The 16,072-nt window shown below is 72.2% G+C and carries 17 protein-coding genes; 5 read left to right on the plus strand and 12 right to left on the minus strand.

What is annotated here, in order from left to right; all coding sequences use genetic code 11:
- Positions 1-315: 315 nt before the first annotated feature.
- Positions 316-636 carry a TraR/DksA family transcriptional regulator gene (locus HCJ94_RS06535; protein ID WP_168000067.1) on the plus strand — a complete coding sequence of 107 codons (321 nt, stop codon included), beginning with the start codon at positions 316-318 and terminating at the stop codon, positions 634-636.
- Between the two features lie 124 nt (positions 637-760).
- Here HCJ94_RS06535 and HCJ94_RS06540 read toward each other — a convergent pair whose 3' ends face one another.
- Entirely contained in the window at positions 761-1,432 is a 672-nt protein-coding gene (locus tag HCJ94_RS06540; protein WP_168000068.1) for an NADPH-dependent F420 reductase, read from the minus strand.
- Positions 1,433-1,523: 91 nt separating this feature from the next.
- On the opposite strand from HCJ94_RS06540, the gene HCJ94_RS06545 reads away from it, so the two are divergent.
- A complete protein-coding gene (locus HCJ94_RS06545) occupies positions 1,524-1,943 on the plus strand; it encodes a winged helix-turn-helix transcriptional regulator (protein ID WP_168000069.1) in 420 nt (139 codons plus the stop codon).
- Positions 1,944-1,952: 9 nt separating this feature from the next.
- On the opposite strand, the gene HCJ94_RS06550 is transcribed toward HCJ94_RS06545, so the two are convergent.
- From HCJ94_RS06550 to HCJ94_RS06565, 4 genes are read right to left on the minus strand one after another with little or no spacing between them, the layout of a single operon-like run.
- Complete coding sequence (locus HCJ94_RS06550) at positions 1,953-2,138, minus strand: hypothetical protein (RefSeq protein ID WP_168000070.1); 186 nt, start codon at positions 2,136-2,138, stop codon at positions 1,953-1,955.
- Entirely contained in the window at positions 2,135-2,353 is a 219-nt protein-coding gene (locus tag HCJ94_RS06555) for a hypothetical protein (protein WP_168000071.1), read from the minus strand. Before HCJ94_RS06555 ends, HCJ94_RS06550 begins: the two co-directional genes overlap by 4 nt.
- Positions 2,350-2,529 (minus strand): hypothetical protein, encoded by a 180-nt coding sequence (locus tag HCJ94_RS06560; RefSeq protein WP_168000072.1) that lies wholly within the window; start codon positions 2,527-2,529, stop codon positions 2,350-2,352. The genes HCJ94_RS06555 and HCJ94_RS06560 overlap by 4 nt, the downstream gene beginning before the upstream one ends.
- Positions 2,526-2,714, minus strand: coding sequence for a hypothetical protein (locus HCJ94_RS06565; RefSeq protein WP_168000073.1), 189 nt, complete (start codon positions 2,712-2,714; stop codon positions 2,526-2,528). Before HCJ94_RS06565 ends, HCJ94_RS06560 begins: the two co-directional genes overlap by 4 nt.
- A 109-nt stretch (positions 2,715-2,823) precedes the next feature.
- Between HCJ94_RS06565 and HCJ94_RS06570 the strand changes: the two genes are divergently transcribed.
- Entirely contained in the window at positions 2,824-3,033 is a 210-nt protein-coding gene (locus HCJ94_RS06570; RefSeq protein WP_168000074.1) for a helix-turn-helix transcriptional regulator, read from the plus strand.
- Positions 3,034-3,420: 387 nt separating this feature from the next.
- Here the strand turns inward: HCJ94_RS06570 and HCJ94_RS06575 are convergent, their stop codons facing one another.
- Together HCJ94_RS06575 and nrdR are read right to left on the minus strand one after the other, a co-directional pair.
- The gene (locus tag HCJ94_RS06575) at positions 3,421-6,315 is read right to left on the minus strand and encodes a vitamin B12-dependent ribonucleotide reductase (RefSeq protein ID WP_168000075.1); all 2,895 of its coding nucleotides are present in this window, start codon (positions 6,313-6,315) and stop codon (positions 3,421-3,423) included.
- A gap of 34 nt (positions 6,316-6,349) precedes the next feature.
- Entirely contained in the window at positions 6,350-6,850 is a 501-nt protein-coding gene (nrdR, locus tag HCJ94_RS06580; RefSeq protein WP_155333470.1) for a transcriptional regulator NrdR, read from the minus strand.
- Positions 6,851-7,415: 565 nt separating this feature from the next.
- On the opposite strand from nrdR, the gene lexA reads away from it, so the two are divergent.
- Positions 7,416-8,201 carry a transcriptional repressor LexA gene (gene lexA, locus HCJ94_RS06585; RefSeq protein WP_168000076.1) on the plus strand — a complete coding sequence of 262 codons (786 nt, stop codon included), beginning with the start codon at positions 7,416-7,418 and terminating at the stop codon, positions 8,199-8,201.
- Positions 8,202-8,313: 112 nt separating this feature from the next.
- On the opposite strand, the gene HCJ94_RS06590 is transcribed toward lexA, so the two are convergent.
- Both HCJ94_RS06590 and hflX read right to left on the minus strand, forming a co-directional pair.
- The gene (locus tag HCJ94_RS06590) at positions 8,314-9,957 is read right to left on the minus strand and encodes an SMP-30/gluconolactonase/LRE family protein (RefSeq protein ID WP_168000077.1); all 1,644 of its coding nucleotides are present in this window, start codon (positions 9,955-9,957) and stop codon (positions 8,314-8,316) included.
- Between the two features lie 48 nt (positions 9,958-10,005).
- Positions 10,006-11,448 carry a GTPase HflX gene (gene hflX, locus HCJ94_RS06595; protein WP_168000204.1) on the minus strand — a complete coding sequence of 481 codons (1,443 nt, stop codon included), beginning with the start codon at positions 11,446-11,448 and terminating at the stop codon, positions 10,006-10,008.
- A 176-nt stretch (positions 11,449-11,624) separates the two neighbouring features.
- Between hflX and HCJ94_RS06600 the strand changes: the two genes are divergently transcribed.
- Entirely contained in the window at positions 11,625-13,097 is a 1,473-nt protein-coding gene (locus tag HCJ94_RS06600) for an NAD-dependent malic enzyme (RefSeq protein WP_168000078.1), read from the plus strand.
- Between the two features lie 163 nt (positions 13,098-13,260).
- Here the strand turns inward: HCJ94_RS06600 and dapF are convergent, their stop codons facing one another.
- The 3 genes from dapF to HCJ94_RS06615 are packed head-to-tail and all read right to left on the minus strand — an operon-like array spanning position 13,261 to position 15,855.
- Entirely contained in the window at positions 13,261-14,103 is an 843-nt protein-coding gene (dapF, locus tag HCJ94_RS06605; protein ID WP_168000079.1) for a diaminopimelate epimerase, read from the minus strand.
- Between the two features lie 7 nt (positions 14,104-14,110).
- Complete coding sequence (gene miaA, locus HCJ94_RS06610) at positions 14,111-15,151, minus strand: tRNA (adenosine(37)-N6)-dimethylallyltransferase MiaA (RefSeq protein ID WP_168000205.1); 1,041 nt, start codon at positions 15,149-15,151, stop codon at positions 14,111-14,113.
- Positions 15,136-15,855, minus strand: coding sequence for a class III extradiol dioxygenase subunit B-like domain-containing protein (locus tag HCJ94_RS06615; protein WP_168000080.1), 720 nt, complete (start codon positions 15,853-15,855; stop codon positions 15,136-15,138). Before HCJ94_RS06615 ends, miaA begins: the two co-directional genes overlap by 16 nt.
- Positions 15,856-16,072 lie beyond the last annotated feature (217 nt).

Here is a 16,072-nt window from a genome sequence, read left to right on the forward strand (position 1 = left end):
TTGGTTTCCCCGTCGGCCCGGCCTATGGTGTCCGGATGCGTCCGTCCAGCTGGCAGGCAGGCGACGCCGTCGTGGTGACGGCGCCGTCCACCGCTGCCTGCCTGCCGACGCCGGCCTCGGCCGTGACCGGCCGACAGACGGCGCAGACCGCGATCCGGGTGGTGTGTACCGCCGCGCCGTCCCCTGCCGGCTCGGCGGCCACCACGCTGCCGACGCCCACCGGGCGTGGCCCTCCGTGGACCGGTAGCACCTCAGCAGACCGGCCACCCAGGGCGAAGCGATACCGCTTCGGCCCTTTTCTTTTTTGGAGGAGTCATGACCACCCAGGTCCAACCCGATGAGCGGAACTGGCTCGACGAGCTGCGTACGGCGCTGACCCACGACTTCGAGGTGCAGACCGTCAGGCTGACCCAGCTCACCGCGGACACCGGCGACCCGGGCGAGGCGCACACGCAGGACGCGCTCATCGCCGCCACCCGGCAGAACCTCAACCAGATCAGTGACGCGCTACGCCGCATCGCCGAGGGCCGGTACGGCACCTGCGAGCGGTGTGCCGCGCCGATCCCGCGCGAGCGCCTGGAGGTGCTGCCGCACGCCCGCTTCTGCGTGCCCTGCCAGCAGAAGCGCGCCGGCTGACTTCGCGGGGAGGGCTGCCGTGCCCACGCCCGGCACGGCAGCCCGTCCTAGGCGCCCGCAGGCGCCGCCACGCCGCGGCGACCCTCGGCCCACGCCCGCGCCACAGCGAGCGGACCCGCCGGCGTCAACCCGCGCTCGAACCGCTGACTGTCGACGGCAGCACGGCGCGGGCGTCGTACCCGGCGAACCACAGGCCCATCGCGAACACGGCGAGACCCTCCAGGTAGCGGGCACGGTCGAGGCCACCCGCGAGTACCGGCTCGCCGCCGAGATCGGCGACGAGGGTGGCGACCGTCCGAAGCGCGTCGGGATCGTCACCGCACAGCGGCACCCCGAGCGGGCGTCCCTCGTACCTCCGGTCGGCGCCCGCCCAGACCTCCGCGGCACACACGTTGAACGCCTTGACGACGTGAGCCCCGGCGGCGACGCCGGCGATCCGCTCGGCGACCGCGTCCTCGGCCAGCACGAACGCTCCGGGTGCCGGGCCCGTGAACGCCGTCGGGGCGACAGCGTTGCTGCAGTCGATCAACGGCCGGCCGGCGAGCGCGCCGTCCTCGCCGCCGGCCTGCCGCACCGCGTCCACCACGGCGGTGCCACTCACCGCCACCAACGTGACCTCGCCGAACTGTGCCGCCTGGCGGAGGTCCCCGTGACGGGTACCCGGCCCGATGCGCTCTGCCGCGTCCGCCGCCCGCCGCGTCGAACGCCCCCCGATGAGCACCTCGTGGCCGGCCTTCACCCAGCCCGAACCCAGCGCCGTCGCCATCTGGCCGGCACCGATCACTCCGATCCGCACGTCATCTCCCTGCTGTCGTGGTCATGCCGAAGCACGCTAGACACGGCGATACGCACGTCCGGGTGCGTAACGGAGACGGCAGACTGCGGGCATGACGCTCGCACGGGGTACCGAACCTTTCGAGCCGTTCCCGCCCTACGGCGAGTTCACCGCCGACTGCCCGGCGCGATTGGCGGTCGACCTGTTCGCCACCGCGTGGCTGCCGGTCATCGTCTACACGCTGCGCGACGGCCCCGTTCGACCACGGGACCTGTGTAAGCGCATCGGTGGAATCAGCCACAAGGTCCTCACCGAGACGCTGCGGCGGATGGAGAGCTACGGCCTGGTACGACACCACCGGTACGCCGAGGCACCGCCCCGGGTGGAGTACGAGTTGACCGCGGCCGGCCGGGACCTGCTCGTGCCCATCTACGCCTTGGGCGAGTGGGCTCACGCGCACGCCGACACGGTCCTCAGCGCGATGGAGGAAAGCGAAGCCTCAACGGGCTTCCGGGCTCCCCGCCCGGCCTGACCCGCCCTTTCAACCACTGCCGCCACTCGGCGGGCGCGGCTTCCGCCGTCGGGAGATCTCATCGAGGTGCTGCTGCTTGTGCTGCCGGACCATCTCGTCCCAGACCTCCTGGTCGTAGTCGGGGTCGGGCGGGATCCACTTGTGCGAACCGTCGCTGTAGTGGAACCGCTCATCGCCGGGCCGGATCACGCTCACCGAATCCAACCCAGGAAGCGCCGATGCAGCAGTCCCGCCGGCACCCAGGTCAGGTCCTCGGCCGCCGACACCAGGTAGGACCCCATGTAGAGGGCCAGGGAGACCGGCGCACCGTCGAACTCCGCCCGCAACTCCTTGCGCCGGGTCGCGCAGGGCCACGGCCCGTTGCAGCCACCGCAGGTCCACAGCGGAAGGACCGGCCCGTGGGTGGTCACGAGCCGCCGCCCAGGAATCGCAGGGTGGTCGCGCGGGCATGCCAGCGGCACGCCCATTCCGCCTGATAGCAGGGGTACGGCGACAGCCGCGCCCACCACCCTTGGCAGCCGAGACACAGGCCGTCGGCGCCGGGCACGTGGATCGCCAAGACTTGCCTGACCTGGTGCTCGATCACAGCGCCTCCTCCCCCGGCCAGTTGCTCCGCCGCATCGGGATCCGGTGCTGAGCCCGACAGGGCAGTTCCGAGCCGCAGTGGCAGACCCGCCGCCACACTCGCCAGGACCAGACTGGGCGATGCCGGCGGGCCAGGGTCAGCGCCACGGCAAGCAGGTAACCGTCGTACGACACGCGCCTCGGCATCCGACCTCCAGTCACCCACACCGTTTCCCCTGAGTGCCACAGTCGCCCTGGGGAGTTGTCGATCTGTAAGTGACAATAGCAAAGCACAGGTCGTGCATACCTTCAGGCTGTGAAGCGACCGCGCTTGTACGGGCCTGGCGAGTTGGCCGCCCTGTTCGGCGTGTCGCGGCAACGGGTGCTACAGATCACCCGCCGTCCCGGCTTCCCCGAGCCCGTCGCCCGCCTGATCGGGACGACGATCTGGGACGCAGACGAGGTCGATGAGTGGGCGCGACACAACCGCCCACCGCGCCCTACCGACGGCGACGACGACCGCTGACAACTACCGTCAACGAAATGAGTTGAGGCTCTGCCCGCACTTGCGGGGCAGAGCCTCAACTGCTACGCGGAGATCCCCTCGCAGGTGACTTGAGGGCAGCCGGACGCAAGGCGCTGACGGCCTCCTAGATCACTTGCTCTTGGTCTCCTTGACCGTCGTCTTCGGATGCGACTTGCCATACTTGGAAGTCACGTAACGACCGGTGATGGCACTCCGATACGTGCCAGATCCCTTCTTCGCCATGACGGAAAACACCTCCTCTCCACGCTCAATCAACTTGCGTGACCGAGCCGGAAGAAGCGACGATCCGTTCCTGCAACAGATTGGTCGGGACTTCTCCCGGCTCACGAGCCCCGGGCGTTGGCGCGCCCGGGGCTCGTTGCTTTGTCAGCTGCAGCCGCTGGTGCTGCCGCAACCCTCGCAGACGTAGCAGCTACCGGCCGGGCGCATCTTCGTACCGCAGGTGAAGCAGAGCGGCGCGTCGGCGGCCTTGCCGATGACGGCCTCCAGCAGTTCGGTGCTGGAACCCACCGACGGCGCCGGCTTGGCGGCGGCGACGTCCGCGACCTCCTGCGCCGGCTGGGCGACCGGCCCGGTCTTCGGCTCCTCCGGCTTGACCTCGACCGGGGCGGAGGCGGCCATCGCGGTGAGGTCCGCACCGCTCGCCTCCGCCTCCGCCTCGGCCGCGAGCTGGGCGGCCCGCTCCTTGGCGGTGAAGATGCCCAGCTCCGCGCGGCGCTCGTACGGCAGGAAGTCCAGCGCCAGGCGACGGAAGATGTAGTCCATCACCGAGGCCGCCATGCGCACGTCCGGGTCGTCGGTCATGCCGGCCGGCTCGAAGCGCATGTTGGTGAACTTGCTGACGTACGTCTCCAGCGGGACGCCGTACTGGAGACCGATGGAGATGGCCACCGAGAAGGCGTCCATCACGCCGGCCAGGGTCGAGCCCTGCTTCGACATCTTGAGGAAGACCTCGCCGAGGCCGTCGTCCGGGTACGACGACGCGGTGAGGTAGCCCTCGGCGCCGCCGACCGAGAAGGAGATCGTCTCGGAGGGACGCTTCTTCGGCAGCCGCTTGCGCACCGGCCGGTACTCGACGACCTTCTCGACGACCGGCGCCACGGCCGCGGGGGTCTCCGGCTCGGCCGCCTTCTTCTTCGCCGCCGACAGCGGCTGGCCGACCTTGCAGTTGTCCCGGTAGATGGCCAGGGCCTTGAGGCCGAGCTTCCAGCCCTCGAAGTAGATCTTCTCGACGTCCTCGACGGTGGCCTGCTCCGGCATGTTGACCGTCTTGGAGATGGCGCCGGAGATGAACGGCTGGACGGCCGCCATCATCCGCACGTGGCCCATCGGCGCGATGGAGCGCTCGCCCATCGCGCAGTCGAAGACCGGGTAGTGCTCCGGCTTGAGGCCGGGGGCGTCCACCACGTGGCCGTGGTCGGCGATGTGCTCGACGATCGCCTCGACCTGCTCCTCGGGGTAGCCGAGGCTGCGCAGGGCGCGCGGGACGGTCTGGTTGACGATCTGCATCGAGCCGCCGCCGACCAGCTTCTTGAACTTGACCAGCGCCAGGTCCGGCTCGACGCCGGTGGTGTCGCAGTCCATCATCAGGCCGATGGTGCCGGTGGGCGCCAGCACGCTGGCCTGCGAGTTCCGCCAGCCGTTCTTGTCGCCGATCTTGTTGCCGAGGGTCCACTGCTTGGTGGCCTCCCGCTGGATGGCGGTGGCCACGGTGCCGGACGGCTTGATCTCGTCGTTGGCGGCGGCGTGCTTGCGCATGACCCGCTTGTGCGGCTCGGCGTTGCGGGCGTAGCCGTCGTAGGCGCCGACGATGCCGGCCAGCTCGGCGGAGCGGCGGTACGCGGTGCCGGTCATCAGCGAGGTGATCGCCGCGGCGACCGAGCGGCCCTGCTCCGAGTCGTAGGGCAGGCCGGACGCCATCAGCAGCGCGCCGAGGTTCGCGTACCCGATGCCGAGCTGCCGGTAGGCGCGGGTGGTCTCGCCGATCTTCTCGGTCGGGAAGTCGGCGAAGCAGATCGAGATGTCCATCGCGGTGATGACCAGCTCGACCGACTTGACGAACTTCTCGACCTCGAAGCCGCCGTCGGAGCGGAGGAACTTCATCAGGTTGAGCGAGGCCAGGTTGCACGAGGAGTTGTCCAGGTGCAGGTACTCCGAGCACGGGTTCGACGCGGTGATCCGCCCGGTCTCCGGGCAGGTGTGCCAGTCGTTGATGGTGTCGTCGTACTGGAGGCCGGGGTCGGCGCACTCCCACGCGGCCTGGGAGATCGCGCGGAACAGCTTCTTGGCGTCGATGGTGTCGATCACCGCGCCGTCGAGACGGCCGCGCAGGTCGAAGGTGCCGCCGTTCTCGACCGCCGCCATGAACTCGTCGGAGACCCGGACCGAGTTGTTGGCGTTCTGGTACTGCACGCTGACGATGTCGGCGCCGCCCAGGTCCATGTCGAAGCCGGCGTCCCGCAGCGCGCGGATCTTGTCCTCCTCGCGCGCCTTGGTGACCACGAACTCCTCGATGTCCGGGTGGTCCACGTCGAGGATGACCATCTTGGCCGCGCGCCGGGTGGCGCCGCCGGACTTTATGGTCCCCGCGCTGGCGTCGGCGCCGCGCATGAAGCTGACCGGCCCGGAGGCGGTGCCGCCGGAGGAGAGCAGTTCCTTGGACGAGCGGATCCGGGACAGGTTGACGCCGGAACCGGAGCCGCCCTTGAAGATCAGCCCCTCCTCCTTGTACCAGTCCAGGATGGAGTCCATCGAGTCGTCGACGGCGAGGATGAAGCACGCGCTGACCTGCTGCGGCGAGGGCGTGCCCACGTTGAACCACACCGGCGAGTTGAAGCTGAACACCTGGTGCAGCAGCATCCAGGTCAGCTCGTGGGCGAAGACCTCGGCGTCGGCCGGGGTGGCGAAGTAGCCGTACTCCTCACCGGCGGTGCGGTAGGTGGTGACCACCCGGTCGATCAGCTGCTTGAGCGACCACTCCCGCTCCGGGGTGCCCACCGCGCCCCGGAAGTACTTGGTGGTCACGATGTTTGCCGCGTTGACGCTCCACGCCTCCGGGAACTCCACGCCGCGCTGCTCGAAGTTGATCGAGCCGTCCCGCCAGTTCGTCATCACGACGTCCCGGCGTTCCCAGGTGACCTCGTCGTACGGGTGGACCCCCTCCGTCGTCCAGACCCGCTCGACCTTCAGTCCCGTGCCCGCCTTGCTCCGTGAACGGCTCGTTGTCACGCCGTCGCCCCCCTCGTCTGCGCGGTCACCCACCGCGCGTCCCAATCTTTCGAAAAACTGTGAAGAATCAGCTGGTGCGGCCGGCGGCCTCGACCGCGTCGGCCCCGCCGCTCTCCCGGGCGCGGGCCGCGGCCCGCAACGTCTCGATCTCGCGCTCGAAGTCGGCGAGTGAGTCGAAGGACCGGTAGACGCTGGCGAAGCGGAGGTAGGCGATCTCGTCCAGGTCCCGCAGCGGGCCCAGGATGGCCAGCCCCACCTCGTGGCTGGGGATCTCGGCGGCCCCCTTGGCCCGGACGGTCTCCTCGACCCGCTGCGCCAGCAGCGCGAGCGAGTCGTCGTCGACCGGCCGGCCCTGGCACGCCTTGCGCACCCCGCCGATGATCTTCGTGCGGCTGAACGGCTCGGTCACCCCGCTGCGCTTGACGACCGCGAGGACCGCCTCCTCCACCGTGGTGAACCGCTTGCCGCACTCCGGGCAGGACCGCCGCCGGCGGATCAACTGGCCGTCGTCGGCCTCCCGCGAGTCGACGACCCGGGAGTCGGGGTGCCGGCAGTACGGACACCGCATCGCCCGACCTCCTTCGTCGACCACGGGCCGCACCGGCCGCCCTCCGGGCACGCGTCACCACGGCGGAGCCGTCCTCCGACGGTCTCGCCGTGCTGGCGCTGCGGAAGTGCGTTCGGTAGTCGAACCCAACCTGTAGGCAACTTACGCCCATGTGACTACTACATCTAGGGGTTGACCGTATGCCGCCGACGATCTGAGGTCAAGTTGGCCGGCGTGTCCGGCGCGTCACCCGCGTCCGGGACCGATCCCCTCTTCCCCGTCGCCCGGAAACCCAACCGTCCGGACGACGCTCCGGTTATCGGCCACCCGGCGGACCGGCGCCGACGATCCGCCGAATTAGAACAGCCGTTCGACGCGACGTACCATTTATCAGAACACGAGTACGACCCGCGCGGATTTTCACCCCGACACGCCGAGCAACGTCGTACAGATGTTTGAAAATGACTGATCTCACCTATACGGTCATGAACGACAGACGCACGGCGGTTCTCCGCCCATCGTCACCGCACCACCGCACGCACCACGAGCCGACGAGGCACCACAGCGCCGACCAGGGAGGACGGACGTGACCGAGGACCGGGCCAGCCGGCCGAAGAGCCCGCAGCAGATCACCGACGCGGGTGCGGCGGCCACGCGTCGCCGGGGCGCCGCGCGCAGCCGCACCGGCGCGCCCGCCGTGCGCCCGGTCACCCCGGTGGTGAGCGCCTTCCCCGACCCGGCGACGGTCGACCTGACCGCCCGCCAGCGGCGGATCCTGGAGTTCATCCGCACCTGGGTCGAGCGGCACGGCTACCCGCCGAGCGTGCGGGAGATCGGCGAGGCGGTCGGCCTGGTGTCGCCGTCCAGCGTGGCCTACCAGCTCAAGGAGCTGGAGAAGAAGGGCTTCCTGCGTCGCGACCCCAACCGGCCCCGCGCGGTCGACGTCCGGGCCCCCAGCGACGCCATCGACGACGAGCTGACCCGCTCGCAACGCCCGACCCCGGCGTACGTGCCGATGCTGGGCCGGATCGCCGCCGGTGGCCCGATCCTCGCCGAGCAGGCCGTCGAGGACATCTTCCCGCTCCCCCGCGAGCTGGTGGGTGAGGGCGAGGTCTTCATGCTCCAGGTCAAGGGCGACTCGATGCTCGACGCCGCGATCTGCGACGGCGACTGGGTGGTGGTCCGGCAGCAGCCCACGGCCGACTCCGGTGACATCGTCGCCGCCATGCTCGACGGCGAGGCGACCGTCAAGACCTACCGGCGCCGCGACGGGCACGTCTGGCTGATGCCGCAGAACCCGGCCTTCGACCCCATCCCGGGTGACGACGCCACCATCATGGGCCGGGTCGTCGCCGTCCTGCGCCGCATCTGACGTCCGGGTGACCGGCGGCGAACGCCGAGGGCCCGGACGTCGCGGCACACCCGTCGGCCGAGCAAGCCCCGTCGGGTCGGTACGCCCGCCGGCCCGACCGGGCCGGTCCGGCTCAGTAGCGGTCGCCGTGGTAGCCGCGCCCGCCTCCGGGCAGCTGCCCGTACGGGCCGCCCCAGCCCTCGTCGGGGCCGTCCTCGCGACGCCGTCCGGCGCGCGGGTCGGGCCCGCCGCCGCGCCGCGGAGGCTCGGCCGGGCCGGCGCCGTAGACGCCACCGCCGGGCCGGCCACCCGGGCCGCCACCGTAGAACCCGCCACGACCACCGCCGGCCGGACGGCCACCGTTGGCGGCGGGACGACCCCCACCGGGCCCGGGCGGGTTGCCACCGCCACCGTAGACGCCCCCACCGGACGGGCGACCGCCGTAGACGGCACCGCCGGCACCAGCGGCGGGACGCCCCCCGCCGTACACCCCGCTGCCGGCCGGGGCAGCGCCCGGCCGACCCGGTTCCCGGCCGTGACCCGCGGCGCCCGGCGCGCCGTACACGCCTCCTCCGGCGCCGCCGTACACGCCGCCCCGCGGGCGGTCGTCGGGTGTCTGGAAACCGTCGGCCGGGCCGCCGTCGTCGATGCGCTCGTCGTCGTCCGGGCCCTTTACGGGGTTGCGGCGGGCACGCAGGATGCCGAACACGCCGGCGCCGACCATCACCACGCCGATCAGGCCCACCGCGCCGACCAGGTACATGATGTCCTGCAACGACAGGCTGTCGAACCACGACGCCTCGGCCGCCTTCTTCGGCCCGGCCGCGGCCGCGACCGGCTTCGCGCCCTGGGTCGACGGCTTGTACGCGAGGATGTCGACCGTCTCGCCCTCCTCCAGCTGCGCGCCCTCGGAGACGGTGAGGAAGGACTTGCCGTCGGGGCTGTACGAGATGGCCTCACCGAACGGGTCGGCGAGCGGCGTCACCCGGGGCTCGGTGGTGGTGAGCGCCTTGACCACGTCACCGCCGGAGACGTCGTACTCGAAGGCGTCCGCGTACGTGCGCAGCACCACCCGGGAGCCGTCCGGGGACCGGGCCGCACCGGTGATCGCCGTCCGGCCGAGCACTCCCAGCCGGTTGTCGGTCTCCGTCTTCGGCAGCTCGACCTCGCCGACCTTCTTCATCGGCACCGGCTCGGTGTCGCCGCTGCGCAGCTCCCCGTCCGGCGTGAAGATCTCGGCCTTGCCCGAGGTGACCTTGGTGATGATCAGCGGGTTGCCGTCGTCACCGACGACCAACGCCTCCGCGTCACGCGGCTTGCCGTCCGGGTAGGAGAGGCGGTGCAGCGTCGCCGGCTTCCCGCCGCCGACGGGCAGGGTCCACACCGCCACGCGCTCGCGGCGCTGCCGGCTCGTCACATTGTCGCCGGTGTCGGCGACCCAGAGCGTCCGGCCGTCCGGGGAGAGCGCCAGGTCCTCGGTGTCCGCCGGGCCACCGCCCGAGTACCGGACCGGGTCCTTGGCGATCTTGCACTTGGCGTCCAGAAAGAAGATCCGCTTGCGGCTCTCCACGTCGGTGCCATCGTTGATCACGATGTAGCCGGTCTTGGTGGCGACCAGCCCGGACAGCTCGATGAGCCGTTCGTCGGTGACGGTGCAGCGCTTCTGGCCCGCCGCCTCGGCCGGTGACGGGGCGGCGACCAGGACGGCACCGGTGGCTGCCACGGTCGCCCCCAGCAGGCTGAGGGCACCCGTGACCGAGGTGAGAACGCGGCGCATCCTCATAGTGTCGCACGCGGGCGCCACGACTCCGTGCGCCTGGACGGGCTAGGAGCGCGGGCCCACGGGCTCCGCCGCCTCGAAGGGAGCCAACTCGGCGGCGAGCGCCTCGCCGACCCGGACGTGCAGCAGGGTGCCCTCGGGCAGGTGCGACGTGCTCAGCACCTCACCCTGCCGGTGCACCCGGGCCACCAGGTCCCCCCGGTCGTACGGCAGGACCGCGCGGACCTCGACCGCCGGGCGGGGCAGCCGGCCCTCGATCGCGGTACGCAGGTCCTCGACACCGCGCCCGGTGTGGGCGGAGACGAAGATCGCCTCCGGCCAGAGCCGCTTGAGCCGCAGCAGGGTCTCCTCGTCGGCCGCGTCCGTCTTGTTGACCACGAGCAGCTCGGGCAGCCGGTCGGCGCCCACCTCGGCGAGCACCTCGCGGACCGCGCGGACCTGCTCCTCCGGGTCCGGGTGGGTGCCGTCGACCACGTGCACGACCAGGTCGGACTCGGCGACCTCCTCAAGCGTCGAGCGGAACGCCTCGACGATCTGGTGCGGCAGGTGCCGGACGAAACCGACCGTGTCGGAGAGGGTGTAGAGGCGGCCGTCGGACGCGGTCGCCTTGCGGGTGGTCGGGTCCAGCGTGGCGAAGAGCGCGTTCTCCACCAGCACGCCAGCACCGGTCAGCCGGTTGAGCAGGCTGGACTTGCCGGCGTTGGTGTAGCCGGCGATGGCCACGGCCGGTACGGCGTTACGCGCACGACGGGCGCGCTTGGTCTGCCGAACCGTCTTCATGCCCTTGATCTCGCGGCGCAACCGGGAGATCCGGGTACGAATCCGGCGCCGATCGGTCTCCAGCTTCGTCTCACCGGGACCGCGCAGACCCACACCGCCGGCACCGCCGGCGCGAGCGCTACCACCGCTCTGCCGGGACAGCGTCTCACCCCAACCGCGCAGCCGCGGGAGCAGGTACTCCAGCTGGGCCAGCTCGACCTGCGCCTTACCTTCCTTGCTCTTCGCGTGCTGGGCGAAGATGTCCAGGATCAGCGCGGTGCGGTCGACCACCTTGACCTTGGTGCGCTGCTCCAGGTTGCGCAGCTGGGACGGCGAGAGCTCACCGTCGCAGATCACCGTGTCGGCGCCGGTCGACAGCACGACCGCGCCCAGGTCGTCGACCTTGCCCCGGCCGATGTAGGTGGCCGGGTCGGGGCGGTTGCGCCGCTGGATCAGCCCCTCGAGCACCTGCGAGCCCGCCGTCTCGGCCAGCGCCGCCAGCTCGGTCAGGGAGTTCTCCGCGTCGTCCTGCGTGCCCTCCGTCCAGACCCCCACCAGGACGACCCGCTCCAGCCGCAGCTGGCGGTACTCGACCTCGGTGATGTCGGTGAGTTCGGTGGAGAGGCCGGGGACCCGCCGCAGCGCCTGCCGCTCCGACAGCTCGTACTCGCCGGTGGTGGCGTCGAGCTCGTCGTCCTCGAACGGTTCGAAGGTCTCCTGGTCTCGCAAACTCACAACTCCTGTCCGTTTGGTCACGTAGGAAGCAATCCTGACATGTGCCAACGCCGGACGCACCCGCTATATGCCCGTGGCCGTACCCGCCGGTAGCGGGGCCGCGTTCCGGCCGACCTGCGCCGGAGAGTAGAAATGCGGGCGAGCCGTACAGCGTCGACGGAGGGATCTGCGTGGCCATCACCCGACTGCCGAGTGCCGGATTCTCGATCACGATCCGGATCGCGGTGCCGGCGGACGCCTCGTCCATCGGACGACTGACCACGTCCGTCGGGGAGGCCGGGGCGATCGTCACCGCGCTCGACGTGGTCGACTCCGACCCCACCCACGTGATCGTCGACCTGACCTGCGACACCGCCGACGCCAGCCACGCCGACCAGGTGGTCGACGCGCTCACCGCGATGGACGACGTCGACGTGCGGAAGGTCTCGGACCGGACGTTCCTGCTGCACCTCGGCGGCAAGATCGAGGTCAGCTCGAAGGTCGCGCTGCGTACCCGTGACGAGCTGTCCCGCGCGTACACCCCCGGCGTGGCCCGGGTCTGCCAGGCCATCGCGGAGAACCCGGCGGACGCGCGGCGGCTGACCATCAAGCGCAACACGGTCGCCGTGGTCAGCGACGGCTCCGCCGTGCTCGGCCTGGGCAACCTGGGGCCCGCCGCGTCGCTGCCCGTGATGGAGGGCAAGGCGGCGCTGTTCAAGCGCTTCGGCGGGGTGGACGCCTGGCCGGTGGTGCTCGACACGCAGGACACCGACGAGATCGTGTCGATCGTCAAGGCCATCGCGCCCGCGTACGGCGGCATCAACCTGGAGGACATCGCCGCGCCGCGCTGTTTCGAGATCGAGGCGCGGCTGCGTGAGGCGCTGGACATCCCGGTCTTCCACGACGACCAGCACGGCACCGCGATCTGCGTCCTGGCGGCGTTGACCAACGCGCTGCGCGTCGTGGGCAAGCAGCTCACGGACGTCCGGGTCGTGGTCTCCGGCGCCGGCGCGGCCGGCACCGCGATCATGAAGCTGCTGCTGCGCCAGGGCGTGGGCGACATCATCGCGTACGACCGGCAGGGTGCCCTGCACCGCGGGATGCCCGACCTCAACCCGGCCTGGCGGTGGCTGGCCGAGCACACCAACAAGGAGAACTACTCCGGTGACCTGCCGGGGGCGATCCGCGGCGCGGACGTGTTCATCGGTGTGAGCGCGCCGAACCTGCTGACCGGCGACGACATCGCCGGCATGGCCAAGGACGCGATCGTGTTCGCGCTCGCCAACCCGGACCCGGAGGTGGACCCGCGGGAGGCCCGCAAGCACGCCGCCGTGGTCGCCACGGGCCGCTCGGACCAGCCGAACCAGATCAACAACGTGCTCGCCTTCCCCGGCGTCTTCCGCGGCATGCTCGACGCGCACGCGGAGGAGTTCACCGAGGAGATGGCGATCGCCGCCGCCCGGGCGATCGCGGACGTCGTCGGCGAAGACAAGATCAACCCCACGGTCATCGTCCCCAGCGTCTTCGACAGCCGTGTCGCCCCCGCGGTCGCGGCGGCCGTCCGCGCCGCCGCCCAGAACCCCGCGGCAACCCCACCCCCGGCAGCGGACCCGGGCCCGGCCGACCTCCCGGAAATCGCCGCAAACGCCAGCGCCACCCCGTAACCGTCCCCGCCCCCGCCCCCCGCCCCCCGCCCTCACCCCCGCGATCTTGCACTTTCGGCCCTCGATCTGCGGCTTTTGTCCCTCATGTCGGGGCACAAAGTGCAAGATCGCGGGAGGCGGGGGCGGGGTGGGGCGGGGCGGGGTGGGGCGGGGGTGGGGTGGGTTACGTCAGGGCGGATGGGGTCAGGTCGCCCGAGGCGACGAGGACGGCGGGGCCCGCTAGCCAGCAGGTGTTGTCGGTGATCGTCACCGCGAGGCGGCCGCCGGGGACGTCTACCGCCACGACGCCGGTGTTCCGGCCGGTGTCGCGGAGGGCCACGGCGGCGACGGCGCAGGCGCCGGTGCCGCAGGAGAGGGTCTCGGCGCTGCCGCGTTCGTACACCCGCATGAGGACGTGGCCGTCCGTGCCGTCGACCGGATCGCCGGGTGCGGTGAACTCGACGTTCACCCCGGCGGGGAAGACGGTCGGGTCGACCTGCGGCGCCTGGGTGAGGTCGAGTGCGGTCAGGTCCAGGCCGGCCGGCAGCGCGCAGACCAGGTGCGGGTTGCCGACGTCGACGGCCGCGCCGGGCAGGGTCAGCCCGCCGAGGGCGGCGGTCGCCGTGTCGTACACCCGGGGACGGCGCATCTCGACGGCGATACCGTCCCCCTCGACCCGGGCCCGCACGACGCCGGCCCGGGTGGCCACCGGCAGCGCCGCGTCGGCGGGCGTGGCCAGCCCGGTCTCCAGCAGGTAGCGGACGAACACCCGGGCACCGTTGCCGCACATCTCGGCGAACGAGCCGTCGGAGTTCCAGTAGTCCATGAACCACTCGGCCTCGTCGGCCAGCGCGGCGCCCTCGGGGTGCTTCGCCGCCCGGACCACGCGCAGCACGCCGTCCCCGCCGATGCCGCGCCGCCGGTCGCAGAGAGCGGCCACCAGACCGGGCGTGAGATCCAGCGCGCCGTCCGGGTCGGGCAGGATCACGAAGTCGTTGCCGGTGCCGTGCCCCTTGGTGAACTCCACGTCCCCATCATCGCGCAGCGCCGGCGACCACCCGCAGGGCATCCGCCACCAGCCCGGGGGCGGCCGAGTCGAGCCACCGGATCCGCGGGTCACGCCGGAACCAGGACCGCTGCCGGCGGACGAACCGCCGGGTGGCCCGGATGGTCTCCTCGTACGCCTCGGTCTCGGTCAGCTCGCCGGCGAGGAACCGCAGGACCTGCTGGTACCCGAGCGCCCGGCTGGCCGTACGCCCCTCGGGCAGGCCGCGGCCGACCAGCTCGCGAGTCTCCGCGATGAGTCCGTCGGCCCACATCCGGTCGACCCGCAGCGCGATCCGCTCGTCGAGCAGCGCGGTGTCCAGGTCGACGCCGACCTGCACCGACGGGTAGTACGGCGTGGGCTCGGGCAGCGACGCGGTGAACGGCGCGCCGGTCAGCTCGATCACCTCCAGCGCGCGGACGATCCGCCGGCCGTTGCCGGGCAGGATGCTCGCCGCCGCCTCCGGGTCGGCCGCGCGCAGCCGCGCGTACAGGGGGGCCGGCCCGACCTGCGCCAGCTCCGCCTCCAGCCGCTCCCGGACCGCCGGGTCGGTGCCGGGGAACTCGAACTGCTCCAGCACCGCCCGCACGTACAGGCCGGAGCCGCCGACCAGCAGCGGCACCCGGCCCCGGGCGAGGATGTCGTCGACGGCGGCCCGGGCCAGCCGCTGGTACTCCGCGACGCTCGCCGGCTCGGTGACGTCCCAGATGTCCAGCAGGTGGTGCGGCACCCCCTCGCGTTCGGCGACGGTGAGCTTGGCGGTGCCGATGTCCATGCCCCGGTAGAGCTGCATCGAGTCGGCGTTGACGACCTCGCCGTCGAGCGCGTGGGCGAGGGCGACGCTCAACGCCGACTTGCCGGCCGCGGTGGGCCCGACCACCGCGATCACCGTGCCGACCGGCGGGCGGCTGCCGCCGGCCCCGACCGGCCTGGCCGCGACCACCTCGGCGGCAGGGTCCGGCCGACCGCCGGCCGGCCCACCCGCGCCGGCCGGGCCGCGGTCCGCCGGGCCGGTCACGCCGGCTCCCAGGAGGCGACGAGGTAGGCCACGCCGTAGGGCGCGGCGTCGTAGGTCAGCTCGCCCCGCCAGTCGCCGCCGGCCGCGCGGACCGCGCCGGCCAGCACCTGCCAGGGCGCGCGGCCGGCGACCCGCAGCTCGGCCGACAGCCCCGGGTCGAGGTCGCCGAGGGCGTCGACGTCCGCGGTGGCCAGGGCCCGGGCGACCCCCTCGTCGTACGGCTCGGCGCGCGGGTCGTCGTAGCCGGGTGACTTCTGGCCCCGGCAGGCCGACCCGTCCCCCATGACCAACAGCGCGGTCCGGTGGTCGCCGCGGCGGAGCAGCTCCGACCCGAGGGCCACGCACCGGGACGCGGGCTCGTCGACCGCCACCGCCTCGGCGGACCGGGGCAGAGCGGTGCCGGAACGGCCGACCAGCCACGCCCCCAGGGTGAGGCTCAGCGGGAGACGCTCACCGCCGGCGCCGTTCGCCGGCCCCAGCGGGACGCTCACGTCGACGCCGTAGCCCCGCAGCGACCCCCGGTCGGAGGCGCCGAACGTCGTGGTCGCGGGGCCGCCGCCCACGAGGACGATCTCGTCGGGCCCGGCGGCGAGGAGCCGGGCGACGGCGGCGTCGCAGGCCGTACGGAGGTCGTCCAGCTCGGGCGCGGCGGCACCGGCCACCTCGGGGACGAGCAGGGGCGGGTGCGGGCAGACGGCGGCGGCGACCAGGGGCACCAGGCCACCGTAGCGGGACCGCGGCGGGCGGGACCGCGTGCCCGCCGATCGGTCCGGACGGCCGCCGCGCCGGGCGACGGTCCCCGGTCCGCGCACCGGGGACCGTCGCCTCCTCCGGTCGTCCCCCCGTCGGTTGTCGCCGCCGTCCGTACGGCGTGGGCCGTACGGATGATTCCGACACTCGCCCTCCGACGGGGGCGCACAGGCGGTAGGACAC

This window comes from Micromonospora thermarum, assembly GCF_012034245.1.
Taxonomy (GTDB): Bacteria; Actinomycetota; Actinomycetes; order Mycobacteriales; family Micromonosporaceae; genus Micromonospora; species Micromonospora thermarum.

Coding starts and splice junctions, on each gene's coding strand:
- nrdR (WP_155333470.1), bottom strand. CDS start 6,850: ATGCGGTGTCCGTACTGCCGGCACCCCGACTCCCGGGTCGTCGACTCG.
- HCJ94_RS06545 (WP_168000069.1), top strand. CDS start 1,524: ATGACGCTCGCACGGGGTACCGAACCTTTCGAGCCGTTCCCGCCCTAC.
- HCJ94_RS06565 (WP_168000073.1), bottom strand. CDS start 2,714: ATGCCGAGGCGCGTGTCGTACGACGGTTACCTGCTTGCCGTGGCGCTG.
- HCJ94_RS06535 (WP_168000067.1), top strand. CDS start 316: ATGACCACCCAGGTCCAACCCGATGAGCGGAACTGGCTCGACGAGCTG.
- HCJ94_RS06590 (WP_168000077.1), bottom strand. CDS start 9,957: ATGCGCCGCGTTCTCACCTCGGTCACGGGTGCCCTCAGCCTGCTGGGG.